Here is a 26657-nt window from a genome sequence, read left to right on the forward strand (position 1 = left end):
GCTCGTTATAATAACAGGTTTTGTATGCAAATCACTGAAAAATTAGCTGTGCCGGGGGAGCATCCTTTAACTTTACGCGGTGTGGTTGGTCAATTGGAAGCTGTTTTGACGGTTCCAGAGCAACGTGTTTCTAATTACATTGCTTTTTTAGGACACCCTCACTCCTTGCAGGGGGGAACGATGACCAATAAAGTAGTAACTACTTTGGCGCGTACATTCAAAGACTTAGGTATTCCCTCGTTGCGTTTTAATTTTCGCGGTGTTGGCCTATCTGAGGGGGTGTATGATGCGGGGATTGGTGAAAGTGAGGATATGCTTTCTTTAGTACTGGCTTGGAAAAAGGAGCAACCTGAGGCACGATTTATTTTTGCCGGCTTTTCTTTTGGTTCTTATGTGACTTATCGTGTCGCAGCGCAATGCGCGCATAAGCTTTTGATTAGTGTTGCCCCTGCTGTACATCACTATGATTATAAGGAATTTAGCCCTGGGCCTTATCCTTGGCTAATTATTCAGGGTGACGAGGATGAAGTGGTGCCGCCTGATATGGTCTTTGATTTTGCTGCTCAAGCCCAACCAGAAATACCCGTGATTCGTTTTGCCGAGACAACGCATTTTTTCCATGGCAAGTTAATTGAGCTTAAAAATAAACTGGCTGAATATCTTAGTACACAGGTAAAGCTCATATGACCTTGACGGCCTATTATGACGATGCGATTGAGCGTGGTGAGATTAATGATGATCCCCTGCAACGAGAGATTTTGGCACATATGGAACGTCTGGCGCAGGATTTAGAAAAGGCAAACACATCCTGGTTTTCCTGGATACGTAAACCTCATATCCAGGGCTTATATATTTATGGGCCTGTAGGTGCGGGTAAAACTTATCTGGTCGATCTCTTTTATGACCATATTGGGGAAAGCAAAAAAGCGCGGTTTCATTTTCATCATTTTATGCAACAAGTTGATGCTCAGTTACGACGTTTACAAGGTCAAAAAGATCCTTTGCGGCACATTGCGAAAAATCTCTCTAAATCAGTTCGTGTGTTATGTTTTGATGAGTTTTTGGTGCACGATGTAGCCTACGCCATGATTTTAGCAGAACTCTTACAGGCTTTAATCTCACATGGGGTCATCTTAGTTATTTCATCGAATACCATGCCCGACGATCTGTATAAAAACGGGGTGCACCGTAAGCGATTTTTGCCTGCGATTACTGCAATTAATAAAAATTGCCAGGTTTTAAATCTCAATGAATTAAGAGATTATCGCGTCGGGCGCGAGCCATTAGTCGATGCTTATTTGTTTCCGTTGACTCAGCAAACTCAACAGAAGATGGAACAGCAATTTCTAAGCTTGGTTGCCTCCCCCCAAGGACCTGGGACGATTTTGATCCAAAATCGAGATATTCTTTATTTGGAGCGGGGTGATAAATCCATCTGGTTTGACTTTAATGTATTGTGCAACTTGCCGCGCAGCCAATTAGATTATTTAGAACTGGCGGATAAGTTTGATTCTATTTTTATCAGCGATGTGCCAGAGTTAACTGAAAATCATACCTTACAAGCAATCATGTTTATTCATTTTATTGATGTAATGTATGACCGCGGGGTGAATATTATTATTACCGCCGCAGTTCCCCTTGAGCAGTTGTATCTAAAGGGCGAATTGTTGGATATGTTTAAACGGACTCGCAGTCGGCTAATGGAAATGCAATCGGTTGATTATTTAAGTCGTCATCCTAAGCGGGAAGTACAGGAGATGGGATAGAGTGCGCAATGAGTTTGAGTAAGCGAGTACTCATGTAGGCTGGGCCATGGCTCAACCTACAATTTCTCTTGCTGTCTTGCATAAATCATATGATGGTTAAATCCTAGCCTTTCCATAACCGGGCTTCGATATATTTTGAGCTCATATCCTTTTTCTTCGAGAAAAGCTGCAAGATGTTCAACCCGATGCTCAATATCATGAACCTCTATTGCCAACTGTTTTATCGTAGAAAACTGATGAGGGAAAATACTTTTAATGACTTCAAATTCAGCTCCTTCAACATCTACTTTTAAAAAATCGATATGATCAATATTATTTTTTTCAATAAAACGCCCTAGAGATTCAAGTCTGCATTGAACTTTGTGCGATGTCGTGCGCTTCTTGTAATTCTTTTTAATAAGATAATTCCGCAGAAAAGGCAGATACTTTAATAGGTAATATAATTTACGATCCCGTCGACTCGATAGTTTCAACAAGGTATCATAATTCAATTGGGGGCGAAAATTTGAAATAATTTTATCTTCAGGTCGATAGGTTGCCGTGGCTGTTGCTGCGCCAAAAAGGGTAAATTCAACCGTACATTCTTCAGCAACATTACCAATTCCCATATTATAGACCTGCACTTTCTCCCCAAAAGACGCTAAATTATTACGCAAGCACTCAAATGTAGCGGGGATCGGTTCGAAGCTGTAGATTTTTGCTTGTTCCTCACACTGATATAATGCATATAAAGAAAAAATACCTATGTTAGCGCCGATGTCAAAGATCACTGAATTGGGTTCTAAGGTTAGATAATCTCGTAAATAAGCATCCAACCCATATATTTCTCTAATGAGGATAGAAACTTCAAGCTCATTTATATAGTACAACTCGCCAATCGCGAATTCCTTTTTGTTAATCATTTTTTTACTCTAAATTAGGGTCGACTATATCGGATACATCTGTCGGTCTTTGGCTCATACCAACTAAAATTAAGCGCTCACCAGTATGGGCTGTTTTTCCATGCAAGCAAGAGTAATTATCAACAATCATTACATCACCTTTTTGCCATGGAGTCATTACTTGCTGCTCAAGCATTAATTGATTAATTAACTCGATTTCATGTTTTGAAAAATTCTCATCATTGCCAAAACGAGCCGTCAACGGGGATAAGCTAGGCCGCTCCATAATATAACGGGCAATAGGATTTTTAACTTTCAAACGAATAAAGCCAGTGTTCGTGTTAAAATAACGATTAAGATTATGACATTGATTAAACCAAACTATTTTATCTGATATCGGATGCCGACGATAAGGAGGCATTATTTTTTTAGTGATTAAGCCATTTCCTATAGTCCATTGATGTTGGTAAATGCTATTGGCGAATATCTCATCAACGACGCTTTTTTCTTGGGTATCAAACTGTTCCATCCATGTTCTGCAATTAATCCCTCCGCCGATTTTTCTGATTAATTTCAGTTTTATACCATCACCATAAAAATAGCGACGATACATCACCCCATGAAGTTCTAATTTGCTCTTTAAGGGTTCTGGAAGAGAAAACCACAATTTATTACCATCAATTAAGGGCGTGCATCCACCTGTCTCAGAAGGTTGTGCGCAATTAAAATAGATATGGCTTGGTGTGTCATAGTCATAAGCTTTTTCATTATGCATGGGAATTTTTTTTTGAGTGTAATTGATGGAGGTATAGACTCCTGTTTGAATTTTTGTGCGAGGAACCGTGCAAAAATCATAATTATAAACAGTACCCAAAGCACATGCATTAATTACCTTCAAAAATGCATCGGGAGAGTTGACTTGAAAATTACGAAATAAGACGGCGCCATACTCTAATAATTGCTCCTGAAATAATGCATTTTCCTCATTAAGAAATTGCACTAGATGCTCAGCGCTTAATAGTTGCTGGTCTTGCGGTTGTATGATTAAGGGGAGCTTTTCTTGATTAATAAAGCTCGAAGAAACCTTAACTTTTCCCATAAAATCACCTTTGATGAACGATTACGATAAACTACCTCTATGGTTTTTGAGCAATAACAATGACCCCTTCGCGGCCATCAAAAGCAACTTTTTCTGATAAATCTTTTCGGGGATATAATTTAGCCTCTTTAATTACAAAACCTACACCCATTAATTCACGGCTTAATACTTTGTCATCTAGAAAGTGTAAGGTATCTGCCGCAGCATAGCGGGCGAGTTTGCCGCTAACAAGTTCTTTTATTCCTGTAAAATAACCCGGCCATTGTTGATCTTCCCTAATTCGTTGTTCATAGATAGGAATCAGATCTTTATAAATAGTACGATAAGGTGAGGAAGATAAAATAAATAATGAAGCACCAGGTTTGAGCCAACGATAAAGTTTCATAAATCCTACTGGTAAATCCGCTACAGCTAGATAGCCGAGCATATGTGAAATGTAACAGCCAGCAATACTTTCATTGGCTAAATTAATGTCTTTGGGAAATTCGCCTGGCAATAAAGTTAAACGCGAACGGCATTCTTCAGGAGTATTATTGTATAAAATATCGAGATGACGTTGATCCAAATCATTCGCAATTAGTGTTGCTCCAGCTTTTAATGCTTCAATTGCGACAAAACCATAAGCGGTTCCTAGCTCTAAAACAGGCTCTTTTTGTGAGGCTGCATAGTGAATAAATTGTTTCCCATACTCATCAATATATGTTGATGAGGGCCCTTTATTATTTAACGTTTTGACAAGATAACTGTTAGGATAACGATAGGGCTTTAAATCGTCGTGCATGCAAGAACCTATTGATGTTTATGATTTAAATGGTGAGTTAAAAAAATATTATTGTCAAATGAGCGATGTTTAGATGATAATTATTTTCATATATTTTTCATAAGGAAAACCAGTTGTCTTCCATGAATAAAAACACTGAATGTTATCAGAAACATGCATTGGAGATGCATTTTCCTGTAACGTATAATTCTGAATTAGGTACATTAGAACTTTCTTTAGGCTCAAAACACTATTTTTTTTTTCGTGCCGTTACCCCGTTAAATAGTTATACCAATGCATTTGTTTCCAAAAATAAATATGCCACTAACTCTCTTCTCGAACAAGCTGGTTTACCAGTACCAAACACTACAGTCATTTACCAGGAGCAATTTGAAAATGGAGAACTTGAAGAGATAATTTCCGAGTTGTCATTTCCATTGGTTGTAAAACCAGTTACGGGGGGGCTTGGAGAGGATGTGTTATGTAATATACAAAGTCTGGCACAGCTGGATGAGCATTTGCGCGAACAGTTTGTGAAGTATGAATCTTTATTGATTCAAGAATATCTTGGTAATTTACAATCGTATCGCGTATTGGTATTAAAAAATAATGTGATTGGCGTTGTATTAAGGCATCCAGCTCATGTGATTGGTGATGGTAAACACAATTTGCAAGAACTTGTAGAAATAACTAATAAGCAACGCCAAAAAGTTAATGATACTCTTGGACCGATTTGCATCGATACAGAGTTTAATATTCGCCTAAAAGAGTTAGATATTGATCTGAATTACATTCCACCAAGGGGGGAGTGGGTTACCGTAGCTTATACCTCGAATGCCACTCGTGGCGGAACCTATATTTCTTTAGGAAAAAAGATTTGCAAAGAAAACAAGCGACTTTTTGTCCGAGCAGCCAAAGTATTAGGGCTGGAGTTAGTTGGTTTTGATGTGCAGTGCGCGGATATAAATGTGCCACTTGACCATTCCAATGGAGCGATTATTGAGGCCAATCATGGACCAAGTGTCCGCATTCACGAGCAAGCAATGCATGGAGTCCCCACTCCGGTTTGTAAAAAAATATTACGCACCTTAATCTATAAGCATCCTTTCGCGTATCTGCATAATTTATACCTGAACACACGCCTCGCATTTTATCTAAAAATTGGATTTATTTTGGTGCTGGTTTATGGAGTTTATAAATTGATATCGTAAACTCAGAATGGAGTAATCGTTCGGCGAATTATTTTTCTTAAATGAGAATGATTCTCGATATCGTTTGTGTTAGAATAGATCTAATATATTAATGTCTTTTGATTATTCCATGACCAGAATAACTGAATTAGCTCAGGGTGACCGTGTTCGATTAGTGAGCTATGGTACTACTGATGTGCAATATAGACGCAGGCTCCTATCTTTAGGGGTTACATGTGGAGCAGAGTTTCGTGTCGTCCGAATGGCGCCTTTGGGTTGTCCCATCCAAATTGATGTACGAGGCACTGCATTGACCTTGCGTAAGGAAGAGGCAAGCCAATTGATTTTGGAGCGTATATGACCCATGTTTTATTGGTAGGCAATCCGAATTGTGGCAAAACCACCTTATTCAATGCATTAACTGGTGATAATCAGCGTATCGGAAATTGGCCTGGGGTCACTGTCGAAAAGAAAACAGGGTCTTTTTCTTTAGGGAAACAATTAATTAACATCACTGATTTACCAGGAGTTTATTCCTTAGTGGCTAACTCCGGTGGCGTGAGTCAGGATGAACAAATCGCCGCGCAATCAGTTGCTACCATGCAGGCAGATTGCATTATTAACGTAGTGGACGCCTGTCATTTAGAGCGCCATTTATATTTAACTAGCCAGATTTTAGAGCTGGGTAAACCTGTTATTGTTGCTTTAAATATGATCGACATTGCCGAGCAACGAGGCATCTCCATTGATGTGACCGCATTAACACAACAGTTAGGTTGTCCAGTAATTGCTATTCAGGCACATAAAAAGGTAGGGCTGGCGGCCTTAGAACAGGCTTTGCTCAAGTTACCGCAAGTCATTTTGCCGTGGACTCTTCCTTTAGCATCCCCAGTACACCAAGGCTTAATGGAGATAGAAAATGCTTTAATCGCTGAAGGTTATAGCCAAGCACTCGCGTACTATTTTTCACGCAGAATTGCTGAGGGCGATGTGATTTTGGTTAATGAGCGAATAACTCAGGCTTTATCTGCATTGAATGATAATGATTTAGAGCTTGATGTCTTATTGGCAGATGCTCGTTATCAGAAAATCCATGAGTTAGTTACTGCTGTGCAAAAAAAACGTAGTGATGCGAGCGAAAATTTTACTGCCAAGTTAGATCGTATTGTATTGCATCGTTTTTGGGCATTGCCAATCTTCTTTGGCATGATGTATTTAATGTTTTTATTTGCGATCAACATAGGTGGGGCATTCCAAGATTTTTTTGATATCAGTACAGATACCATTTTTGTGCAAGGAGTTGCTTGGTTAATGCAACAAGCTCATGCTCCGAATTGGCTCATTGCTATTTTGGCAAATGGAATTGGAAAAGGAATTAATACGACGTTAACTTTTATTCCCGTGATTGCGGCGATGTTTTTCTTTTTATCCTTATTAGAAACCTCAGGATACATGGCTCGAGCCGCTTTTGTTGTTGATAAAGTTATGCGTGTCTTGGGATTGCCGGGCAAGTCATTTGTACCCATGATTGTGGGTTTTGGTTGTAATGTCCCAGCGATTATGGCGGCACGTACTTTAGATTCCGAACGCGATCGACTATTGACAGTTATGATGAGCCCCTTTATGTCATGCAGTGCCCGATTGGCCATTTATGCCGTATTTGTAGCTGCTTTTTTCCCTTCTGGTGGTCAAAATATCGTATTTTCATTGTATCTAGTTGGGATTCTAATGGCGATTCTCACCGGATTTATTTTACGTAAATCCATGCTTAAAGGGCATTCTTCGCCATTGATTTTAGAATTACCCGCATACCACAAGCCGTCGATGCGCCGTTTGTGCAAAGAAACTGCCATGCGGCTGCGGTTTTTTGTTCTCCGTGCAGGGAAATTAATTATTCCCATTTGTGTGATATTGGGAGCTTTAAATGCAATTACTTTGGGCGGTGGTATTAATGCTGCTGAGGCAAATAGCGAATCCTTATTATCGATAATGGGGCAATGGCTTACTCCTTTATTTACCCCGATGGGGATTCATCCAGACAATTGGCCTGCGACCGTGGGCTTATTAACAGGAATGTTAGCCAAGGAGGTTGTGGTTGGTACGCTAAATTCTCTTTATGCACAAGCAGGGCACCTAGGTGAAATTGCTGCAGCACATTTTGATTTTTGGGGCGGTATTGAAGCTGCTTTATGGTCTGTGCCTCAAAATTTATCGCAATTAGGTAGCGCTTTTGCAAATCCCGTATTAGCGAGTGCTGCAGATAATTCTGTATCGCAGTCAGTCTATGGCATTATGGTCCAGCGTTTCGATGGGCAAATTGGGGCCTATGCTTATCTCTTATTTGTTCTTCTATACATTCCCTGTGTTTCCACCATGGCGGTTATTCGTCAGGAAGCAAATAAAAAATTTATGTGGATATCGGTTACTTGGTCCTTTATTGTTGCTTATTTGGCGGCGGTTGGATTTTATCAGGGAGCCAAATTTATAGAACATTCACCATATGGTCATTATTGGCTTTTAGCATCCGTCTTGACGTTTGTCTTGCTCCCTATTCTATGGCATTTCAGTAAACGCATAAGGGGAGGGCAGAATGTTATTGCAAATACGTGATTATATTTGTCGCCAGGGCGTGGTTAACACACAACAGTTAACTCGAGAGTTTCGTTTAGATTTACCTGCTTTACAACCTATGTTGGATCTTTGGGTTAAAAAAGGGGTAATTCGTAAATGCCAGGAAAAAGCGAATTGTCAGAGCACTTGTTTTAAATGCCGTATTAATGCACCTGAATATTATCAATATCAGACCTAAGCCATCTATAAAGTCCCACCACGGTAGGATATCTCCTGAATGCGATACTCTACTTAGTTCTTCATCTAAGCCATCTCCAGGGCTCCCTCTCGTAGTTTGGGATGGCGTGCTGGCGAGGTTTTTTTATAGCCTACTTACTGTTTTTATTATTTTTTTACATCTTTTTTACCACTATGTAATCCAACTTTGATGCTCATTCGTGAAATTTGGGCTAATATATAATCATAAACAGAAGCATTACATTGGATACTCATACATGGCCAATGAACCAGATGAAAGCAATATTGATCCTTTAGCAGATATGCCCGAAGAGCGCGGTATTGATTTGCGCAAGTTGGAAATGGAAGCCGATCTTAATGATCCCGTAGCTTTAGTAGAGCGGGTTTATCAGATTTGGTGGCATTGGGCTGATTTCCATCTTTATATTATTTCTCCTACTATTCCGCCAATATCTCCGCCTATAGTAATTAAGCCGGAACTTATACCTGGGACTCAGGAATATGAGTTTGTCTATGATATTCATGACTATGGTTCGAAACTTTCTACCTCGAAAGGCGAAGACATGATTAATTCAGGTATGTCCATGTGTAAGTTATTCTATACCATAGAAAAAATGATTTATATTCTGGTAGAGCGATTGAAGTCTGGGGGCGTTAGTACTGAAGTAGAAGTGCAAGTTGCTTTTGGTGGACACTTGTTATCACAAAGAAAGGCTTTTGAGTCAATTATTAACCTAAATTATAACGTAGTAGTCACCAACTTCGACCCAGGAGCTTGGGGTGAGCGCTATCTGCAGATTGTAAAACAAAATGCTGAAAAATATGGCTATCCTCCAGAGGCACCCCGGTCAACTTTTAGACAACCCCATAAATCTCCGGGTATGAAGATTTAAATGGTTGTTAATTATCCCTCTTTTAAGAGGACAGCTCATCCGAAGACAGCAAGGGATCTCCTGAAAGAAGCATAAGTGTTATGCAAAAGTATAATGCCATATTCAGAAGATCCATAGCCGTTACCTCCTCAGAATGACATGCCCTCCTAATTTCGGCTAAATTTTAGCCATTTAAACCGTTATATCTCCACACATTATGACTTAATCTTGCGTGATAAAAACAGAGTGCTATACTTCGCATTCGTGCGTCCTTTTATAACTTTTCAAATTAAGGAAGAAACTAACAGTGAACAAGAAAAGACCCGTTAATCTTGATTTGGGTAGTTTAAAATTTCCCCCTATGGCCATCGCGTCGATATTACATAGGATTTCAGGGGTGGTTTTATTCCTATTATTGCCAATAATGTTGTTTATTTTTGGTCAGTCAGTGCAATCAGCAGAGACTTTTGCACAGATGAAGGCATTATTAACACATCCGTGCTATAAGTTGATCTTATGGGCCTTCGGGGCCGCATTGATTTATCACGTGCTCGCAGGTATCCGTCATATGATTATGGATTTGGGATTTGGTGAGCATCTGTGTGCTGGTCGGCGTACTGCTGTTTTAGTAATAGTTTTTGCCGTTATTTTGTCAATTTTACTAGGATTCTGGATATGGTAACTAATGTCACCAGCTTAACAGGCAATGGGTTAAAAGATTGGTTAGTTCAACGTGTTACAGCAGTATATTTTGCTGCGTATGTGTTTTTCTTTTTTGGATTTTTATTGTTGCATCCGGGATTGAGTTATGAACAATGGCATAGCCTATTTACCAATCCAGTGGTGCAAATTGCAACTGCTTTAGCGTTGTTTGCGTTAACGTTGCATGCCTGGATTGGTATCTGGACAGTAACTACCGATTATATGAAATGTACTGTTTTACGTTTATCAGTACAGATGTTGGTTCTTTTATGGCTCCTTAGTCAATTGATTTGGGGCTTCTTGATCCTTTGGGGGCGGTAAGCATGGCTATTGCACGGAATACATTTGATGCAGTAATTATTGGTGCTGGCGGTGCTGGAATGCGCGCTGCACTACAGATGGCAAACTCTGGTTTAAAAGTGGCACTTTTATCTAAAGTATTTCCAACGCGTTCACATACAGTTTCAGCTCAGGGTGGTATTACTTGTGCTTTAGGAAACTCACATGAGGATGATTGGCGTTGGCATATGTATGATACTGTGAAAGGAGCTGACTACATCGGTGACCAAGACAGTATTGAATATTTATGTAAAACAGGCCCAGAAGCTGTTTATGAATTAGAACATATGGGCTTGCCGTTTTCGCGCATGGACAATGGTAAAATTTACCAGCGTCAATTTGGTGGGCAGTCCAAGAATTTTGGTGGTGAGCAGGCTGCTCGTACCTGTGCTGCAGCAGACCGTACAGGACATGCCTTACTTCACACTTTATATCAACAAAATTTAAAAGCGAAAACCCACGTTTTTAGCGAGTGGTATGCTTTAGATTTCGTTAAAAATGCAGAAGGCCGTATTTCTGGTGTTACGGCAATGAGCATTGAAACGGGTGAGGTGGTGTTTTTCCAATCACGAGTATGTATTTTAGCTACAGGTGGTGCAGGTCGTATTTATCAATCGACTACCAATGCTTTCATTAATACAGGCGATGGCTTTGGCATGGCATTAAGAGCTGGCATTCCCTTACAAGATATGGAAATGTGGCAATTCCATCCTACAGGGATCGCTGGTGCCGGTACTTTAGTCACCGAAGGTTGCCGCGGAGAGGGCGGATACCTTATTAATAAAGATGGCGAGCGTTTTATGGAACGTTATGCCCCTCGAGTTAAAGATTTGGCATCACGTGACGTGGTTGCCCGCTCTATGTCTTTGGAAATGCGCGCCGGTAAAGGTTTTGATCCGGGTGGTGTTGATTACGTTAAGTTGAAGTTGGATCATTTAGGTGCAGATCTAATTATGTCGCGCTTACCAGGAATTCGCGAATTATCGATGAAATTTGCCGGGGTTGACCCAATTGTTGAACCAATTCCTGTGGTACCAACATGCCATTACAGTATGGGTGGGATACCGACCAATGTGCATGGCCAAGTTATTAGTAAAACTAATGGCCAAGAGCATATCGTAGAAGGCTTGTATGCGGTAGGTGAGTGTGCTTGCGTGTCCGTACATGGTGCTAACCGTTTAGGTGGAAACTCTTTATTAGACTTAGTAGTGTTTGGTCGTGCGGCTGGAATCCATGTTGAAGAATTATGGCAATCCAATCAATTGCCTGACATGGCTTATATCAGCGACGAAGATGTTGCTGCTTCTATGGTTCGTTATAATCGTTGGAATGAATCTAAGGATGGTGAGAGCATTGCGGTTATTCGCGCTGACATGCAACGCGTAATGCAAGAAGATTTTGGCGTATTCCGTACTGGTGAAGTTATGGAGTCAGGTCTAAAACGTTTAGAAGCATTACGTGAGCGTTTGAAGCATGCGCAGCTGGAAGATAAAAGTCAGGTCTTTAATACCGATCGGGTTAGCGCTTTAGAATTAGATAATTTGATGGCCACTGCTTATGCGACAGCACATTCGGCACTTGTCCGTACCGAAAGCCGTGGGGCACACAGCCGTGAAGACTATCCACAGCGTGATGATGCCAATTGGATTAAACACATACTGTATTTTGAGGAAGGTGAAGTAATCGATTTTCGTCCGGTTAATGCATCACCTAAACATATTGCGCCTTTTGAGCCGAAAGAACGCGTTTACTAAAGAGGATATATAAGAATGTCAGATAATAGAAATTTGACTTTATCAATTTATCGCTATAATCCTGATGTGGATGCTAAGCCTTACATGCAAGATTATCAGTTGACAATACCGGCTAAAAGCGATCCAATGTTGTTGACGTTGCTGGAGCGTTTGAAAGACGAGCAAGATTCTACCATCAGTTACAGAAGATCATGCCGTGAAGGGGTGTGTGGTTCTGATGGTATGAACATTAATGGAACGAATGGTTTAGCCTGTATTACCCACGTTTCTCAATTAAATACGGATAAAATTGTTATTCGTCCTTTACCTGGTTTTCCAGTGATTCGAGATTTAGCGGTTGATATGTCGCAGTTTTATCAACAATATGAGCGTATTGAACCTTATTTACAAAATGACCAGGTAGCTCCAGCTCAAGAGCGTTTGCAATCTCCGGAGGAGCGAGCGCAACTGGATGGATTATATGAATGTATTTTGTGTGCATGCTGCACTAGTTCATGTCCTTCCTTCTGGTGGAATCCAGAGAAATTTGTAGGCCCTGCAGGATTATTACAGGCACGCCGTTTTTTAGCAGACAGTCGTGATACTGCAACGAATCATCGTTTGGAGAAATTACAGGATCCATTCAGTGTGTTCCGTTGCCGTACTATTATGAATTGTACGAATGTTTGCCCGAAGGGACTCAATCCAACTAAAGCGATCGCAGAAATTCGCACGCAAATGTTGAGACAGGAAACCTAATCGCAGTAATGATGCAATTTATCCACCCCTTCCATAATGCAGGGGTGGAGTCGTTACATAAACCTTTAGCTACACCCTTTGGAGAACGATAATGAGCAGTTCCAATCTGCAAAATGAATGGGCTTCTTCCTACTTGTCTGGTGGAAGTATGGCTTACGTTGATAGTCTTTATGAAGATTATCTTGCTGACCCTGACTCGGTTTCTGCCGATTGGCGAGCAGTATTTAGTGCCTTACCTAAGGTTAACGGTTCTAATCAAGAGCTATCTCATCGTGATATTCGCGAATATTTTTTGCAGAACGCGGACAAGAAAGCTACTCATGTTGTTCAATCTGGAGATAGCCATCAATATGAAGTGGCTAGTTTAATTAATGATTTTAGAGCATTAGGACATTTAGCAGCAAATCTCGATCCATTAGAAATGATAGCGCGTCCCGCTGTTCCTAATTTAGATTTGAATTACCATAATCTGACCAACGTAGATAAAAACCGTAAGTTTTTTGCTGGCACTTCTTTTAATGGCCCAGAAATGCCCTTAAATGAAATCTATGAAGCCTTACGTGAAACCTATTGCGGCAGCATTGGTATCGAATACATGCATATTTCTGATACTGAAGAAACTACGTGGTTACAAACCAAAATGGAATCAGTTCGCGGCCGCGCTACATTTGATGCTGCAAAAAAAATGGAAATTTTGAAGGACTTAATCGCTGCTGATGGTTTAGAGCGTTACTTAGGTACTCGCTATGTTGGGCAAAAGCGTTTCTCATTAGAGGGCGGTGACTCTTTAATCCCCATGATGAAAGAAATCATTAATTGCGCAGGCAAGGATAATGTAAAAGAATTAATTATTGGTATGGCGCATCGCGGACGTTTGAACGTACTAGTTAACGTCTTAGGTAAAGAACCTAGCGTACTCTTCCAAGAATTTGAAGGTAAAATTAAATACGAACGTACCGGAGATGTAAAATACCATCTTGGTTATTCTTCTGATATTAAAACGGCTTCAGGCTCTGTATTGCATTTAGCACTAGCTTTTAACCCATCTCATTTGGAAATTATTGGGCCAGTAGTTGAAGGTTCTGTGCGTGCGCGTTTAAATCGCCGTAATGACTTAGAGAAGAAAGATTCCGTAGTGCCTGTTGTAATTCATGGGGATGCTGCGTTTGCCGGTCAAGGCGTGGTGATGGAAACCTTTAACTTTTCTCAGGCTCGTGGTTACGCAACTGGCGGTACGGTCCACATCGTCATCAATAACCAGATTGGTTTTACGACTAGCAATCCTTTGGATGCTCGCTCAACTCTTTATTGTACTGATGTTGCCAAGATGGTTCAGGCGCCAGTCATCCATGTTAATGGTGATGATCCTGAAGCAGTAGTGTTTGCAACCCAAATTGCGTTTGAGTTCCGAATGAAATTTAACCGCGATGTGGTTATTGATCTCGTTTGCTACCGTCGTCATGGCCACAACGAGGCTGATGAGCCTGCTGTAACGCAGCCCGCAATGTATAAAAAAATTAAATCCATGCGTCCCTTGCGTGAGCTTTATGCAGAAAAATTAATTCAACAAGGTTTGTTGACTTCTAAAGATGCAGAACAACTAATTGATGCTTATCGTGATGGTTTAGACCAAGGTAAGCCAGTGGTTAATTTAGTTCATGGCGATTATGAAGGTAAACATGCTATGGATTGGAGTCCTTTCATCAATGGTAAGTGGACGGATAAAGCAGATACCACCATTACTAAAGGTGATCTACAAAAACTTACAAAGCAATTAAATGATTTGCCGCAAGGGTTCTCTTTGCATCCAGTAGTGCAACGTTTATTGAGTGAACGTGACAAAATGACGGCTGGTGAATTACCCATGAATTGGGGGTATGCAGAGACCTTGGCATATGCAAGTCTAATTCAAGAAGGCTATGGTGTTCGCTTGTCAGGCCAGGATTGTGGTCGAGGGACTTTCGCACATCGCCATGCAGTATTGCATGACATTGAAACTGGGGACTCATTTACGCCTCTAGAGCACATTTCTAATGGACATGGTCGGGGTTTTTCCGTTATTGATTCGGTGTTATCTGAAGAAGCGGTATTGGCATTTGAATACGGCTATGCATGTTCGGAGCCTAACTACTTAGTCCTTTGGGAAGCCCAGTTTGGTGACTTTGCTAATGGTGCACAAGTAGTTATTGACCAATTTATTAGCTCTGGTGAGCAAAAATGGGGTCGGTTGTGTGGTTTAGTGATGTTGCTACCTCATGGTTATGAAGGCCAAGGACCTGAACATTCATCTGCACGTTTGGAACGTTTCATGCAGCTTTGCGCACAGCATAATATCCAGGTTTGTACACCAACTACACCAGCTCAGATCTTCCATTTATTAAGAAGACAAGCCATTCGTGATTTCCGCAAGCCACTAATTGTGATGACTCCTAAGAGTTTATTACGTCATAAGTTAGCTGTGTCACCTCTAGAAGACTTATTTAAAGGTAAATTTCATACAATTATTCCGGAAATTGATGCTTTAGATGCGGAAAAAGTAACGAAAGTGGTGCTCTGTGGTGGAAAGGTTTATTATGACTTATTGCAAATGCGTCGTGATAAAAACTTGGATCATGTTGCTATTGTACGAATTGAGCAAATGTATCCATTCCCTAAAAAAGCGCTTATTGCAGAGATTAATAAGTATCCAAATGCTAAGGATGTAGTCTGGTGTCAGGAAGAACCACAAAACCAAGGCGTCTGGTTCTCTTCTCAGCATAATATGAAAGATTGTTTACGCCCTGAGCAATCATTGCAGTATGCAGGACGAGAATTTGCTGCGGCACCAGCAGTAGGTAGTCCCGCCTTGCATGCACAACAACAATTGGCATTAGTTGAACAAGCGTTGTTGAAATAAATTTTAGGCTATTGCTGTCTGGTGTTTGCTCCAGACAGTGCTCTCTTAAATGAATTTAATAAAATAAGAAGGTATAACCATGTCTATCGAAGTCAAAGTACCTGTGCTGCCTGAGTCAGTTGCTGATGCAACTGTAGCTGCTTGGCATAAAAAAGTAGGTGATAAAGTTACTCGTGATGAAAATCTATTGGATCTGGAAACAGATAAAGTAGTTCTTGAGGTGCCAGCTCCTGCTGATGGCGTGCTCAGTGAAATTCTTTTCCAAACTGGAGATACGGTAACTTCGGGTCAACTTCTGGCAAAAATCACTGCAGGTGCTGCAGCTCCTGCGGCTGCTGAGACTAGTTCCAAGCCAAGTGAAGAAAAAGCTACTGCAAGCAGTGCTGAGGTGAGTGCTCATGAAGATAAATCAACTAGCCCCGTAGTTCGTCGTATGATGGCAGAGCACGATTTACAACCAGGTCAGATTCCAGGCAGTGGTAAAGATGGTCGTATTACCAAAGACGACGTTCTTTCTTATATTGAATCTAATCGCGGTAAAGCCGCTCCAGCAACAAACAAATCGGCATCAGCCCCAGTCGCTGCAATGGGAACGCGTGAAGAGCGTCGTGTGCCGATGACTCGTTTAAGAGCAAAAATTGCTGAACGCTTACTTGAAGCACAACATAATGCCGCTATGTTAACTACCTTTAATGAAGTTAACTTGAAAGCCGTAATGGATATGCGTGCTCAATATAAAGATGGTTTTGAGAAGAAGCATGGCGTTAAATTAGGGTTTATGTCTTTCTTCACTAAAGCAGTTGTTGAATCATTAAAGCGTTTCCCTGCGGTGAATGCATCTATTGATGGTCAAGATGTGGTTTATCATGGTTTTTATGATATTGGTATTGCCGTATCGACTGAACGCGGATTAGTAGTGCCTGTGATTCGTGATGCAGATCAAATGAGCATGGCTGAAATTGAAATGGCAATTAACGATGCTGCCAGCCGCGCTAGACAAGGTAAATTGTCTATGGAAGAAATGCAGGGTGGTACTTTTACTATTACTAATGGTGGGGTTTTCGGTTCATTATTGGCAACGCCAATTATTAACCCACCACAAACAGGTATTCTTGGTATGCATAAAATCGAAGACCGGCCTGTGGTTGAGAAAGGTGAGATTGTTATTCGTCCAATGATGTATGTCGCTTTATCTTATGATCATCGTTTAATTGATGGAAAAGATTCCGTACAGTTCTTAGTGAGTGTTAAAGAGTTATTGGAAGATCCTGCTCGTCTTTTACTTAATGTTTAATAATCACAATTAACAGCAAGCCCGTGTCTGCGGGTTTTGCTTTTTTATAAAGGTAATTGCAATGAATTTACATGAATACCAAGCCAAACAATTATTTGCTAGCTACAACTTACCGGTGCCAAATGGCCAAGTAGCGTACACGGTTGAAGATGCACTGCAAGTTGCTTCTCAATTATCAACCAAACGTTGGGTTGTTAAAGCACAAGTGCATGCCGGTGGTCGCGGAAAAGCAGGTGGTGTCAAATTAGTTTCTGACCGTGATGAATTAGCTGCAGCAGTTAAGGCATTACTTGGAACTCGTCTGGTAACTTATCAAACAGATGCACATGGACAACCTGTTAATGCCGTATTGGTTGAAGAGACATGTGACATTGACCGTGAATTATATCTTGGTGCTGTTGTTGATAGAGCAACGCGTCGTGTAGTTATTATGGCGTCTACCGAAGGTGGCGTTGAAATTGAAAAAGTAGCTGAAGAGACTCCTGAGAAAATCTTCAAAGTGGTGGTGGACCCATTAGTAGGTGTTATGCCATTTCAAGGTCGTGAAGCTGGATTTAAATTAGGCTTGAAAGATGACCAAATCAAGCAATTTACTCAGTTAATGATGGGCTTAGGTAAAATGTTTGTTGAATGCGATTTAAGCTTATTAGAAATCAACCCATTAGTTGTTACTAAATCAGGACAATTATTGTGTTTGGATGGAAAAATAAATATCGATGGTAACGCATTATATCGCCAACCCAAATTGAAAGGTATGCGCGATACATCACAAGAAGATGAGCGTGAAAATCGCGCTAGCGATTGGGAATTAAATTACATTCCTCTTGATGGTTCAATTGGTTGTATGGTTAATGGCGCAGGCCTAGCAATGGCTACTATGGACGTGATTAAGCTTCATGGTGGTGAGCCCGCAAACTTCCTAGATGTGGGCGGTGGTGCAACAAAAGAGCGTGTGAGTGAAGCACTAAAAATTATCTTATCTGACGATAAAGTTAAAGGTATTTTGGTGAATATTTTCGGTGGTATCGTTCGTTGCGACCTCATTGCTGATGGTATTTTGGCTGCGGTGAAAGAAGTCGATGTTAAGATCCCTGTGGTCGTTCGATTGGAAGGGAATAACGCTCAATTAGGCGCTGACATTTTAAATAAAAGTGATTTAAACGTAATTGCTGCAACCAGTTTAACTGATGCTGCGAAGAAAATTGTGGCAGCTGTTGCTTAATTAATTGATTGCTATGAGCGATTGCCTGCAGCATTAATCTGCAGGCTTAAACTAAATTTCGAGGTCAACAATGAGTGTATTAGTTAATAAAGAAACCAAGGTATTGTGTCAGGGTTTTACTGGCAAGCAAGGAACTTACCATTCAGAGCAAGCAATTGAATATGGAACACGTATGGTTGGAGGGGTAACTCCAGGCAAAGGCGGCCAAACACATTTAGGCTTACCTGTATTTAATACGATGCGTGATGCGGTAGAGGCAACGAATGCAGATGCAACAGTTATTTATGTTCCAGCACCATTTTGTAAAGATTCGATTATTGAAGCAGCTGATGCAGGAATTAAATTAATTGTTTGTATCACTGAAGGTGTTCCTGTTCTTGATATGCTGGAGGTTAAAGTTTACTTAGAGAATAATACCCAAGCTCGTTTAATTGGACCAAACTGCCCAGGAATTATCACTCCAGGCGAATGTAAAATTGGAATTATGCCAGGTTCAATTCATTTACCAGGTAAAGTAGGTATTGTTTCGCGTTCAGGTACTTTAACTTATGAAGCAGTAAAACAAACTACTGATAAAGGTTTCGGACAAAGTACTTGTATTGGTATCGGTGGCGATCCTATCCCAGGAACGAACTTTATTGATGCATTGGCTTTATTTGAAAAAGATCCGCAAACGGAAGCAATTATTATGGTTGGTGAAATTGGTGGTTCTGCAGAAGAGGAAGCTGCTGAATACATTAAATCCAACATAAGCAAGCCTGTTGTATCCTACATTGCGGGTGTTACTGCACCTGCTGGTAAGCGTATGGGCCATGCTGGTGCGATTATTTCTGGTGGTAAAGGTACTGCTGCTGAGAAATACGCTGCTTTAGAAGCTGCTGGCGTAAGAACAGTACGTTCTCCTGCTGATTTAGGCGATGCTATTGCAGAAGTAACTGGCTGGTAAGATACAGGCATAGCTCTGTCATTAAGTTAAGAAAATGTTGACTTGTAGGTTGGACTCCTGGCCCAACATTGAGCTCTGGTGTGACTAGACGCTTCTTGTTGGGCCATGGGCCCAACCTACATAATAAATAGGCTTCTTAACTCGTCCACGCAACAGTGTTTTTTAAAATGGATGTAAACACCATGACAAATTTTCGAAGTATTGCTGACATAAGACGTGATTATGGTGAATTAAAGCTGCAAGACCAGAATATCCCTGATGATCCGATCGAACAGTTTCACCTATGGTTCGCCGATGTTTTAAAAAATGAAACCAATGATCCTACCGCAATGGTACTTGCTACCGTAGATAGCCATGGCCACCCCGACTCTAGAGTTGTTTTACTAAAAGGTTTGGAGGATGGCAATTATATTTTTTACACCAACTACCAAAGCAGCAAGGCAATGCAGCTGCAAAATAAACCTTATGCTGCACTTAATTTTTATTGGCCACAAATGGCTAGACAAGTTCGTATACGAGGGCACGTACAAAAAGTAAGTCAGGAGCAATCCAATGCCTATTTTTCATCAAGACCGATAAAAAGCCAATTTAGCGCAATTGCCTCCCCGCAGAGTCATGAAATTTCCAGTAGAGAAATGTTGGAAAAAGAATTAAATGACTTAATTCAGGAACATGGTCAGGAACCGCTATTGCGGCCAGAATATTGGGGCGGCTATATGGTTATCCCTGATGAGATTGAGTTTTGGCAAGGAAGAGACAATCGTTTGCACGATCGAATTCATTATTACCGGCAAGAAGGACGCTGGATACACCACCGTTTGGCACCCTAACGGCAAAATTTGCCGGCAACACATTTTCCTCTCAATTCTTTGACATAGTATCGTAGCCTGGTTGCTTGCGGCCAGGAGTTTTTTTATAGTGAACTAAAGTAAAAAGTTAGACTGGGCTGTTAAGCCCAGCAAAAATTTTTGTAACACCTTCAATGCGGGGTTTAGTAACCAGCCTACATTAAATGTTTCAACCGAAGGTGTAGTTGAGTTATACCTATGTCAAAAAATAAAAAATTAATATTTTTCAACAAGTTAAAAATAAATTTCTCAAAATCCCAAAGTTGGCCTAGTAATTGCATCTATATATATAGAAATCATAAAACTGATAAGTCCATGGTATTTGAAGAAATTGTCAAAAATGAGTAAAGGTTTCTAATTTAGCTGTTTGCAGTATTTTAAAGTCGTAAAATTGCTTTAAGTGCAGAAATTATCAGCATGAGCGGATAAAGAATGGCACATAGCTTTAATTATAATACAACTTGGAGTATCACAGTTGAGCTTTGAAAAATACATACAGGATACATAAATTGAGGGTACAATCATGAACGACATTACTGCCTTACTACCACATATTAAATTACGTTTTAACATTGATCATCCAAGCCATGAAGAGAGCTATGCCTTAGGATATGAGTGTGCGTTAGCTTATGCGGCAGAAGAAGATAATCCTTTTCCAAAAGGATCTAAAGAAGCCGAGCATTGGTTAGAAGGGTGGTGGGATGCGTTATCTGGTGATGAGCCTTTATTTGACATCAGTGCGTATTCACAAGAAGAGGCCATATTAGAGCCAGAAATTGCTGCAAATGATCAGCAATATTGCCAAAAGCATAGCTTCTTATCACTGGTAATTGAAATTAGTGGAGCAATTGCCGCTTCTGCTTTCGTTGGTTATCAATTGTTTGAGTTAGTAGCCTAAGACCCTGGTAGGATACTTACTCAGGTGAGTGCTGTTCATCAGAGGTAGACTTGGTTATAATTTACCTTTTACCGGATCAATCACGCTGATGAATGCACTCGACAACGCCATAAAAGAAGCGCTTATTTCTGCTGGAGCTTCAAAAGAAGCCAATAAAGCCTATCTCGAATTTATTAAAGCCAACTTTATTATCCCTGTAGAGAAAAATACAGAAGGTGAAGAGCCACGGGTTTTGTTTTTCCAGGAGGGGAATGAGCTATTTCTTCCTGTATTCACTGAGATGACTTACCTCGATGCGTGGGCCGCAGAAATTACCGCAGAAATTAATTTACTTAAATTATCCGGGGTTGATTTACTCAAAGGGCTTGGTGAGCAAGTTACCGTGTGTTTAAACATCGGTAGTGAAGTTTATAAGGAATTCAATCCTTCTGAAACAGCAAGAATGCGTTCTATGGTATTAAAGTTTTTTAAAAATTAATAAGACTTTAGCACCGTCGGGTTACAGTTAACTTGGCGGTGCGGTGCCAGGCTGAACCCTTGCGTTTAAGGATTATTTCCAGGTTCGCTGGCAACCCGTCCGGAGTCTATGTCATCATTAATTAATATGTAATGATGCTCATTTGTATACTAATTTACCATTTTTTGCACTTTTTCGTAGATTGCAATTTTTACAAACCGATTTTGCTCATCCGTTAATTGGGGCTTTCCTTGTCGTCTACTTCATCTCAAACTGCGCCGTACCGCTCTATAATATCATGATCCTCGAAAATCTTTTTAAGAAACTGCCCAAGGGAATCAGAATCAATATTATTGGCGATATTCCAATTTTCTACAGAAGCTTCTCGCTATTTGCCGCCTCTCTAAAATTTTTTGTTCTATCAACTTCCCAATAGAGACTGCCGGTCTTTCTTTTTCAAATAGGAAATACCTCATTATCGCCTCTGGATTTGTCAGGATGTTTTGTATCAGGCAAAACAGCAGTCACACCAACAAACTATTCTGGATGAGGTTTGCGGCACTTTCTAGCTACTGGGAAGCAATATTTAACGATTTTACGTATTAAGGTAATTTAAGTTTCGACTTAAATTACCTCGTAATAACAGTGTTGAAATAAATGACAGCAACAGTATAATCCTAGGATAATTTCAGTTATTCTGAGAGAAAAACACCGATTCTCTGTAGTTGCTCTACGGAAATTTGTGGCTTTGTTCAACTCGATAATCTGGTAACTACATTTTTGAATGTAAGGATTTTTTAGAGCAACGTTACTATGAATCAGGTAATAGGAGTTTTGTTTTTGGAGTATCTAGCCCGGCAATAATCATTTGCTTATGCTTATAAAACAAGGCGAATTAGGGCTTTATTGAGTAGAGATTTATGAACAAAATGCATAATGCTAAAGTAGATATCTATAATCGCAATAGTTATTTAGGGGTTGCTTGGTTAGTTTGGGGTTTAGCAGCTGCTTTTTATTTTTCCGATTACATGGCGCGTGTTGCACCAGGCGTAATGCATCGTTATCTGCAAATGGATTTCGGAATCAATGAGGCTGGATTCGGTATTTTAACCGCTTCGTTTTATATTCCTTACATTCTCATGCAGATTCCCGTGGGCCTTACTGTCGATCGTCTAAGTATACGCGGGTTATTGACCGTGATGTCTCTGGTCACAGCCTTTGGTTGCTGTGTTTTTGGCCTAGCTGATGGATTACTTATGGCTTCAGTTGGTCGAATGTTGATTGGCTTTAGTGCTGCCTTTGCTTTTGTTTGTTCATTACGATTGGCTACTTCTTGGTTTCCACCAACCATGCTGGGATTATTAGCCGGTTTAACCCAATCCCTAGGAATGTTAGGAGCTGCTGCTGGGGAAGCACCAGTATCCTTTTTAGTAAGTAATGTAGGCTGGCGTCATAGTATGCTTATTATCGCCTTCTTATTTATTGCCTTAGCTGGTCTTCTTTATCAGTTTGTTCAAGATACTCCGGCGGGACATCGCAGTGATTCACATTCGGTTAACCACATCAGTATTCTGCAAAGCTTAAAGATCATTTTATCCTGTCGACAAACTTGGATTAACGCACTATATGCCGGGTTTTTATTTGGACCTACCGCCGTAATTGGCGAAGCAATTGGACCTGCTTATTTACAGTTTGGCCATGGTTTAGGCGCTCATGCTGCTGCTTTTGCTACTGGTTTAATTTTCATTGGCTGGGGAATTAGCGGTCCAATTTCTGGGTGGCTGTCTGATAAAATGGGACGTCGTAAACCCTTAATGATTATTTCTGCTTTATGTGGAATGGTACTGACCTCTATATATGTCTTTAGTCCGTCTTTAAGTCAAAACTACGCCTATTTTATTTTCTTCCTTTTCGGTTTGACTAACACTGGAGTGGCCATTGCCTATGCAGTATCAACGGAAATTCATCATCGTAATGTAGTTGGTACCTCAATTGCCTTTACGAATATGATTTCCATTTTTGTTGGTGCATCCTTACAGCCTTTAGTGGGGCGTTTGGTGGATATGGTTTCTGGTGTTCGGGCGTATAATGTAGAAACACTATTGTTGTCTGATTTCCAAGCGGGTTTAAAAATATTGCCAGTATGTTCTTTCATCGCGCTGATATTAGCTCTTCTCGTTAAAGAAACCTATTGTAAGCCGATAGAACACGCATAATCACGCGCGACCTTTGCAATATGTCGCGGCCTGGTCGCGGTATTCATAAGTACGCAGTGAGACGCAAGATAAATCTGAATACCGCGGGGCAGGCCGCGGTCATTCGGGTCCAGCTCATATTCAGATGGCAGATCTTGGTTGTAAGCAACCAGATACATTACTTCCTTTTGTTCAATTTTTTCTTTTTTTTCAATCACTAGTTTATCGCACAATAAGACTATTTACTGTTATACTTTATGCTGCAAATCGAATTACTAACATGGAGAGCATAATGAAAAAATTGGCAGGATTAATAATTATCCTGGCCGCTTTGGTTATAGGCGGATATTATGGTATGGGCATTCTTACTGAAAAAACAATCAGAAAGAATATTGAGGTAATTGACCAATCGAATAATGGATTGCGAGCAGAGATTAAGCAATATAATCGAGGTCTATTTAGCTCTGAAGCTCAGATCCAATGGCAGCTACATATTCCTGAGCATGTAATCGATGCAAATGGAGCTGCGCAAACTGTTCCTGCACAAGATTATGCAATGGAAATGCCTCTGACGATTCATCATGGCCCAATTATTTTTGCTAATAACTCCGTACGATTTGGACTTGGATATGCTGAAGCTGTGTTCCCATTTCCTAAACAATATGTTGATCAATTTAATGCGAACTTCACAGCTGAATCAACTAAGCCCCAATTAGACTTAAGTATTTTTGTGAACTATTTTAACCAAAGTACCTTGGATTTTAGTGTTCCTACGTTTAATTTGATCTCTAAAGATGGTGGTCGTGTCAATTGGTTAGGATTGAATGCGACAACAACAATGTCTGCTGGAATGAAAAAGGTTGGCGGCACAGTGGTTGTTGATGGTGTCCGTCTTGTTAAGGGGGATGCTCAAGTTGATTTGGGTAAAGTATCTAGTGATTATGATCTACATGAAACAGATACTGGTTTATATTTAGGTGATGCGAACTTCAATTTGCCTATATTTAATATCCAGCTTAAAGGCCAAAAAATATTCGAGATTGTGGATTTGCTATTTAAATCAAAAAGCGATATTGAACAGCATTTATTTAATACAAGTTTTACTCTGACAATTAAGTCAATTTTAGCGAATGCGCAAAGTTATGGGCCTGGGGAAATCCAAATCTCTATAAGAAATCTTGATGCGGATGTATTGGCGAAAATCAACCAGCAAGCCAATACAATGCAAAACGGTACTGAAGAACAGCGCCAACAAGCAATGATTGCCTTGCTTCCTGAGTTGCCTAAACTATTCAACAAAGGAGCTGAGCTAGAGATTTCTAAACTCAATTTCAAGATACCTGAAGGCACGATTGATGGTACTTTGCTTATTTCTTTACCTAAAGATGAAAATGCTAATCCATTTGAATTAATTCAAAAAATTCATGGCAATGCTAAGTTAAGCGCGCCAGCTGCTACAGTAAGAGACTTAATGAAGCAGGCAGTAGCACAACAAATGGCGAAACAACCTAATGCTCAACCATCAATTGCTAAACAGCTAGGTGCTCAGTCAGCTACTCAACAACCAGGCCAAGCTGCGGCACAACAACCTGCACAGCCAGCCTTAGTGGAGCAGCAAGTTGAGCAACAATTAAATGCGCTCAAACAATCTGGTTTAATTGTCGAAAAAGGCACTGATTATTTAATTGAGGTAACCTTAGAGCAGGGTAAATTTACTGTGAATGGTAAGCCATTTAATGAATCGATGTTAAAGTTTTAATTCGAATCTGCATTGTTCAAAAAAGGGGAAATTGTATTTGCAATTTCCCCTTTTTTATTTTTAAGCAAGTTTGGGATATTGATAGCGCAAGTATCAGTTATTCTATATTGATTTAACGTAGTTTTTTCAATTCGACCCTTGTCTGACAGGGCTTGATTCGGTAATATACTGTTTTTAAAAGGAGGAGCTAATAATAATGACAACAATCAGTAATGAAGTAGTGGATAACACCGCTTCACTAGCCGAGAGCGTAACACATTCAGTACAAAAATATTTTTCAGAGCTTAAGGGAACTGATCCTGTTGACTTATACCAGTTTGTACTTGAAGAAATTGAGACACCTTTATTTCGAGCAGTAATGGAACACTGTAAGTACAATCAGTCACGAGCTGCAATTATGCTGGGAATTAGTCGTGGAACATTGAGAACTAAGTTACGACGTTATTTTGATGACAAATATGTTGGTACACGTGATTAATTTTGCGTTGGATCAAATAAAAAAGGGAGCTGAGGCTCCTTTTTTTATTTGATCAACTTCTTGTATTACCGTAATTTGCTCACATCCCTTTCGTAATAACCAAAGGATTACTATCAGTATGCTCAGAGGAGCCAAATGGTCCAATATTTTTCCCGGTGATTCGGTACTTAATATAGTCAATAAGGTGCAAAATAATATTTAATAAGTTTTTAGTGTCATGCTTTTCAAATTGCATCCAGGTTATTTTTTTACCTTCAGCATTCTCGGTTATGCCAAAAAGAACTTCTTTTGAGATTGGATAGGAAAGAGAATACTGCTGGGCTACAGAATGATGAGAGGAGATCCGCTTGCTAATGCTTGTATTAAACGCGTTAACTAACTCATCATAAAATTTACCACCATCCTCCAAATTCAGATGTCCACCGTTTAGCATTTCTTGTAATACTTCCTGAGCACGAGCAGGATTGGCTTCATAATCAGAATTAAGGTGTAATGCGCCAATTAACCTCAGCAAAAAGTTAACCTCTTCACAGCTAGTTTCAATATGGTGCTGTTCTTGTCGTAATCCTTGCTGTATGTGTTCGAGCATATCCTTATAAGTAGTTTCAACTTTATCGAAAAATCTAAATAGGTTGTTATATTTAGACATAGTGCTCTCTTTTTTGTTAACTGCGCTAATTATATCAATGCTAAATTAAGAGAATATTAAGATTATTGGAAGTGAATAATAGGGGCGGATTTTAAGAGATCTTGGC

The 26657-nt window shown here is 40.1% G+C and carries 25 protein-coding genes; 21 read left to right on the forward strand and 4 right to left on the reverse strand.

The features are described 5' to 3' along the window. The first annotated feature begins 24 nt into the window (after positions 1 to 24). Complete coding sequence (locus E1P08_RS08540) at positions 25 to 687, forward strand: alpha/beta hydrolase (RefSeq protein WP_133136612.1); 663 nt, start codon at positions 25 to 27, stop codon at positions 685 to 687. Continuing rightward, the gene (gene zapE / locus E1P08_RS08545; protein ID WP_133136613.1) at positions 684 to 1766 is read left to right on the forward strand and encodes a cell division protein ZapE; all 1083 of its coding nucleotides are present in this window, start codon (positions 684 to 686) and stop codon (positions 1764 to 1766) included. The genes E1P08_RS08540 and zapE overlap by 4 nt, the downstream gene beginning before the upstream one ends. Positions 1767 to 1822: 56 nt before the next feature. Here the strand turns inward: zapE and E1P08_RS08550 are convergent, their stop codons facing one another. Genes E1P08_RS08550 through E1P08_RS08560 form a run of 3 tightly spaced genes read right to left on the reverse strand, consistent with a single transcriptional unit; the run spans position 1823 to position 4527 of the window. Beyond that, a complete protein-coding gene (locus E1P08_RS08550; protein ID WP_133136614.1) occupies positions 1823 to 2668 on the reverse strand; it encodes an FkbM family methyltransferase in 846 nt (281 codons plus the stop codon). A gap of 4 nt (positions 2669 to 2672) precedes the next feature. Further along, positions 2673 to 3746 carry a TauD/TfdA family dioxygenase gene (locus E1P08_RS08555; RefSeq protein ID WP_133136615.1) on the reverse strand — a complete coding sequence of 358 codons (1074 nt, stop codon included), beginning with the start codon at positions 3744 to 3746 and terminating at the stop codon, positions 2673 to 2675. Positions 3747 to 3783: 37 nt separating this feature from the next. Next, positions 3784 to 4527 carry a class I SAM-dependent methyltransferase gene (locus tag E1P08_RS08560; protein WP_133136616.1) on the reverse strand — a complete coding sequence of 248 codons (744 nt, stop codon included), beginning with the start codon at positions 4525 to 4527 and terminating at the stop codon, positions 3784 to 3786. Between the two features lie 122 nt (positions 4528 to 4649). Between E1P08_RS08560 and E1P08_RS08565 the strand changes: the two genes are divergently transcribed. From E1P08_RS08565 to E1P08_RS08655, 19 genes are all read left to right on the forward strand, one after another. Next, positions 4650 to 5717 (forward strand): sugar-transfer associated ATP-grasp domain-containing protein, encoded by a 1068-nt coding sequence (locus E1P08_RS08565; RefSeq protein WP_242602413.1) that lies wholly within the window; start codon positions 4650 to 4652, stop codon positions 5715 to 5717. Between the two features lie 109 nt (positions 5718 to 5826). Next, a complete protein-coding gene (locus tag E1P08_RS08570) occupies positions 5827 to 6057 on the forward strand; it encodes a FeoA family protein (RefSeq protein ID WP_133136617.1) in 231 nt (76 codons plus the stop codon). After that, complete coding sequence (gene feoB / locus E1P08_RS08575; protein WP_133136618.1) at positions 6054 to 8306, forward strand: Fe(2+) transporter permease subunit FeoB; 2253 nt, start codon at positions 6054 to 6056, stop codon at positions 8304 to 8306. The genes E1P08_RS08570 and feoB overlap by 4 nt, the downstream gene beginning before the upstream one ends. Then, a complete protein-coding gene (locus tag E1P08_RS08580; protein WP_133136619.1) occupies positions 8287 to 8505 on the forward strand; it encodes a FeoC-like transcriptional regulator in 219 nt (72 codons plus the stop codon). Before feoB ends, E1P08_RS08580 begins: the two co-directional genes overlap by 20 nt. Before the next feature lie 301 nt (positions 8506 to 8806). Further along, positions 8807 to 9397, forward strand: a complete 591-nt coding sequence (locus E1P08_RS08585; RefSeq protein WP_165485141.1) for a virulence factor — start codon at positions 8807 to 8809, stop codon at positions 9395 to 9397. 286 nt (positions 9398 to 9683) lie between these two features. Beyond that, positions 9684 to 10058, forward strand: coding sequence for a succinate dehydrogenase, cytochrome b556 subunit (sdhC, locus tag E1P08_RS08590; protein ID WP_133136621.1), 375 nt, complete (start codon positions 9684 to 9686; stop codon positions 10056 to 10058). Then, positions 10052 to 10399: a succinate dehydrogenase, hydrophobic membrane anchor protein gene (gene sdhD / locus E1P08_RS08595; protein WP_133136622.1), complete on the forward strand. Its 348-nt coding sequence runs from the start codon at positions 10052 to 10054 to the stop codon at positions 10397 to 10399. Before sdhC ends, sdhD begins: the two co-directional genes overlap by 7 nt. A 2-nt stretch (positions 10400 to 10401) precedes the next feature. Beyond that, positions 10402 to 12171: a succinate dehydrogenase flavoprotein subunit gene (sdhA, locus tag E1P08_RS08600; RefSeq protein ID WP_133136623.1), complete on the forward strand. Its 1770-nt coding sequence runs from the start codon at positions 10402 to 10404 to the stop codon at positions 12169 to 12171. 15 nt (positions 12172 to 12186) lie between these two features. Next, positions 12187 to 12909 (forward strand): succinate dehydrogenase iron-sulfur subunit, encoded by a 723-nt coding sequence (locus tag E1P08_RS08605; RefSeq protein ID WP_133136624.1) that lies wholly within the window; start codon positions 12187 to 12189, stop codon positions 12907 to 12909. Between the two features lie 91 nt (positions 12910 to 13000). Then, complete coding sequence (locus tag E1P08_RS08610) at positions 13001 to 15805, forward strand: 2-oxoglutarate dehydrogenase E1 component (protein WP_133136625.1); 2805 nt, start codon at positions 13001 to 13003, stop codon at positions 15803 to 15805. A gap of 79 nt (positions 15806 to 15884) precedes the next feature. Beyond that, entirely contained in the window at positions 15885 to 17099 is a 1215-nt protein-coding gene (gene odhB / locus E1P08_RS08615) for a 2-oxoglutarate dehydrogenase complex dihydrolipoyllysine-residue succinyltransferase (RefSeq protein WP_133136626.1), read from the forward strand. Between the two features lie 61 nt (positions 17100 to 17160). Then, entirely contained in the window at positions 17161 to 18321 is a 1161-nt protein-coding gene (sucC, locus tag E1P08_RS08620; protein WP_133136627.1) for an ADP-forming succinate--CoA ligase subunit beta, read from the forward strand. 70 nt (positions 18322 to 18391) lie between these two features. Then, positions 18392 to 19267 carry a succinate--CoA ligase subunit alpha gene (gene sucD, locus E1P08_RS08625; RefSeq protein WP_133136628.1) on the forward strand — a complete coding sequence of 292 codons (876 nt, stop codon included), beginning with the start codon at positions 18392 to 18394 and terminating at the stop codon, positions 19265 to 19267. 182 nt (positions 19268 to 19449) lie between these two features. Then, on the forward strand, positions 19450 to 20097 hold the full coding sequence (gene pdxH / locus E1P08_RS08630; RefSeq protein WP_133136629.1) for a pyridoxamine 5'-phosphate oxidase: 648 nt from the start codon (positions 19450 to 19452) through the stop codon (positions 20095 to 20097). A gap of 541 nt (positions 20098 to 20638) precedes the next feature. Beyond that, complete coding sequence (locus tag E1P08_RS08635; RefSeq protein WP_133136630.1) at positions 20639 to 21013, forward strand: transmission trait enhancer LetE; 375 nt, start codon at positions 20639 to 20641, stop codon at positions 21011 to 21013. An 88-nt stretch (positions 21014 to 21101) separates the two neighbouring features. Further along, positions 21102 to 21491 (forward strand): SseB family protein, encoded by a 390-nt coding sequence (locus tag E1P08_RS08640; protein ID WP_133136631.1) that lies wholly within the window; start codon positions 21102 to 21104, stop codon positions 21489 to 21491. An 899-nt stretch (positions 21492 to 22390) separates the two neighbouring features. Continuing rightward, positions 22391 to 23686, forward strand: a complete 1296-nt coding sequence (locus E1P08_RS08645; RefSeq protein ID WP_165485132.1) for an MFS transporter — start codon at positions 22391 to 22393, stop codon at positions 23684 to 23686. A gap of 271 nt (positions 23687 to 23957) precedes the next feature. Further along, complete coding sequence (locus tag E1P08_RS08650) at positions 23958 to 25424, forward strand: YdgA family protein (RefSeq protein ID WP_133136632.1); 1467 nt, start codon at positions 23958 to 23960, stop codon at positions 25422 to 25424. Between the two features lie 196 nt (positions 25425 to 25620). Further along, positions 25621 to 25902, forward strand: a complete 282-nt coding sequence (locus E1P08_RS08655; RefSeq protein ID WP_058476721.1) for a helix-turn-helix domain-containing protein — start codon at positions 25621 to 25623, stop codon at positions 25900 to 25902. Positions 25903 to 25981: 79 nt separating this feature from the next. On the opposite strand, the gene E1P08_RS08660 is transcribed toward E1P08_RS08655, so the two are convergent. Then, complete coding sequence (locus E1P08_RS08660; RefSeq protein WP_133136633.1) at positions 25982 to 26551, reverse strand: hypothetical protein; 570 nt, start codon at positions 26549 to 26551, stop codon at positions 25982 to 25984. Between the last annotated feature and the right edge of the window lie 106 nt (positions 26552 to 26657).

The organism is Legionella rowbothamii (assembly GCF_900639985.1).
In the GTDB taxonomy this organism is placed as follows: Bacteria; Pseudomonadota; Gammaproteobacteria; order Legionellales; family Legionellaceae; genus Legionella; species Legionella rowbothamii.

Excerpts from the sequence above, each read along its gene's own strand:
- sucC (WP_133136627.1), top strand. The coding sequence starts at position 17,161 with ATGAATTTACATGAATACCAAGCCAAACAATTATTTGCTAGCTACAAC.
- feoB (WP_133136618.1), top strand. The coding sequence starts at position 6,054 with ATGACCCATGTTTTATTGGTAGGCAATCCGAATTGTGGCAAAACCACC.
- E1P08_RS08570 (WP_133136617.1), top strand. The coding sequence starts at position 5,827 with ATGACCAGAATAACTGAATTAGCTCAGGGTGACCGTGTTCGATTAGTG.
- E1P08_RS08560 (WP_133136616.1), bottom strand. The coding sequence starts at position 4,527 with ATGCACGACGATTTAAAGCCCTATCGTTATCCTAACAGTTATCTTGTC.
- E1P08_RS08555 (WP_133136615.1), bottom strand. The coding sequence starts at position 3,746 with ATGGGAAAAGTTAAGGTTTCTTCGAGCTTTATTAATCAAGAAAAGCTC.
- E1P08_RS08610 (WP_133136625.1), top strand. The coding sequence starts at position 13,001 with ATGAGCAGTTCCAATCTGCAAAATGAATGGGCTTCTTCCTACTTGTCT.
- E1P08_RS08645 (WP_165485132.1), top strand. The coding sequence starts at position 22,391 with ATGAACAAAATGCATAATGCTAAAGTAGATATCTATAATCGCAATAGT.
- E1P08_RS08585 (WP_165485141.1), top strand. The coding sequence starts at position 8,807 with ATGCCCGAAGAGCGCGGTATTGATTTGCGCAAGTTGGAAATGGAAGCC.
- E1P08_RS08580 (WP_133136619.1), top strand. The coding sequence starts at position 8,287 with ATGTTATTGCAAATACGTGATTATATTTGTCGCCAGGGCGTGGTTAAC.
- E1P08_RS08565 (WP_242602413.1), top strand. The coding sequence starts at position 4,650 with ATGAATAAAAACACTGAATGTTATCAGAAACATGCATTGGAGATGCAT.
- E1P08_RS08660 (WP_133136633.1), bottom strand. The coding sequence starts at position 26,551 with ATGTCTAAATATAACAACCTATTTAGATTTTTCGATAAAGTTGAAACT.
- E1P08_RS08605 (WP_133136624.1), top strand. The coding sequence starts at position 12,187 with ATGTCAGATAATAGAAATTTGACTTTATCAATTTATCGCTATAATCCT.
- E1P08_RS08550 (WP_133136614.1), bottom strand. The coding sequence starts at position 2,668 with ATGATTAACAAAAAGGAATTCGCGATTGGCGAGTTGTACTATATAAAT.
- sdhD (WP_133136622.1), top strand. The coding sequence starts at position 10,052 with ATGGTAACTAATGTCACCAGCTTAACAGGCAATGGGTTAAAAGATTGG.
- E1P08_RS08640 (WP_133136631.1), top strand. The coding sequence starts at position 21,102 with ATGAATGCACTCGACAACGCCATAAAAGAAGCGCTTATTTCTGCTGGA.
- E1P08_RS08635 (WP_133136630.1), top strand. The coding sequence starts at position 20,639 with ATGAACGACATTACTGCCTTACTACCACATATTAAATTACGTTTTAAC.
- E1P08_RS08650 (WP_133136632.1), top strand. The coding sequence starts at position 23,958 with ATGAAAAAATTGGCAGGATTAATAATTATCCTGGCCGCTTTGGTTATA.
- sucD (WP_133136628.1), top strand. The coding sequence starts at position 18,392 with ATGAGTGTATTAGTTAATAAAGAAACCAAGGTATTGTGTCAGGGTTTT.
- E1P08_RS08655 (WP_058476721.1), top strand. The coding sequence starts at position 25,621 with ATGACAACAATCAGTAATGAAGTAGTGGATAACACCGCTTCACTAGCC.
- E1P08_RS08540 (WP_133136612.1), top strand. The coding sequence starts at position 25 with ATGCAAATCACTGAAAAATTAGCTGTGCCGGGGGAGCATCCTTTAACT.
- zapE (WP_133136613.1), top strand. The coding sequence starts at position 684 with ATGACCTTGACGGCCTATTATGACGATGCGATTGAGCGTGGTGAGATT.
- pdxH (WP_133136629.1), top strand. The coding sequence starts at position 19,450 with ATGACAAATTTTCGAAGTATTGCTGACATAAGACGTGATTATGGTGAA.
- sdhA (WP_133136623.1), top strand. The coding sequence starts at position 10,402 with ATGGCTATTGCACGGAATACATTTGATGCAGTAATTATTGGTGCTGGC.
- odhB (WP_133136626.1), top strand. The coding sequence starts at position 15,885 with ATGTCTATCGAAGTCAAAGTACCTGTGCTGCCTGAGTCAGTTGCTGAT.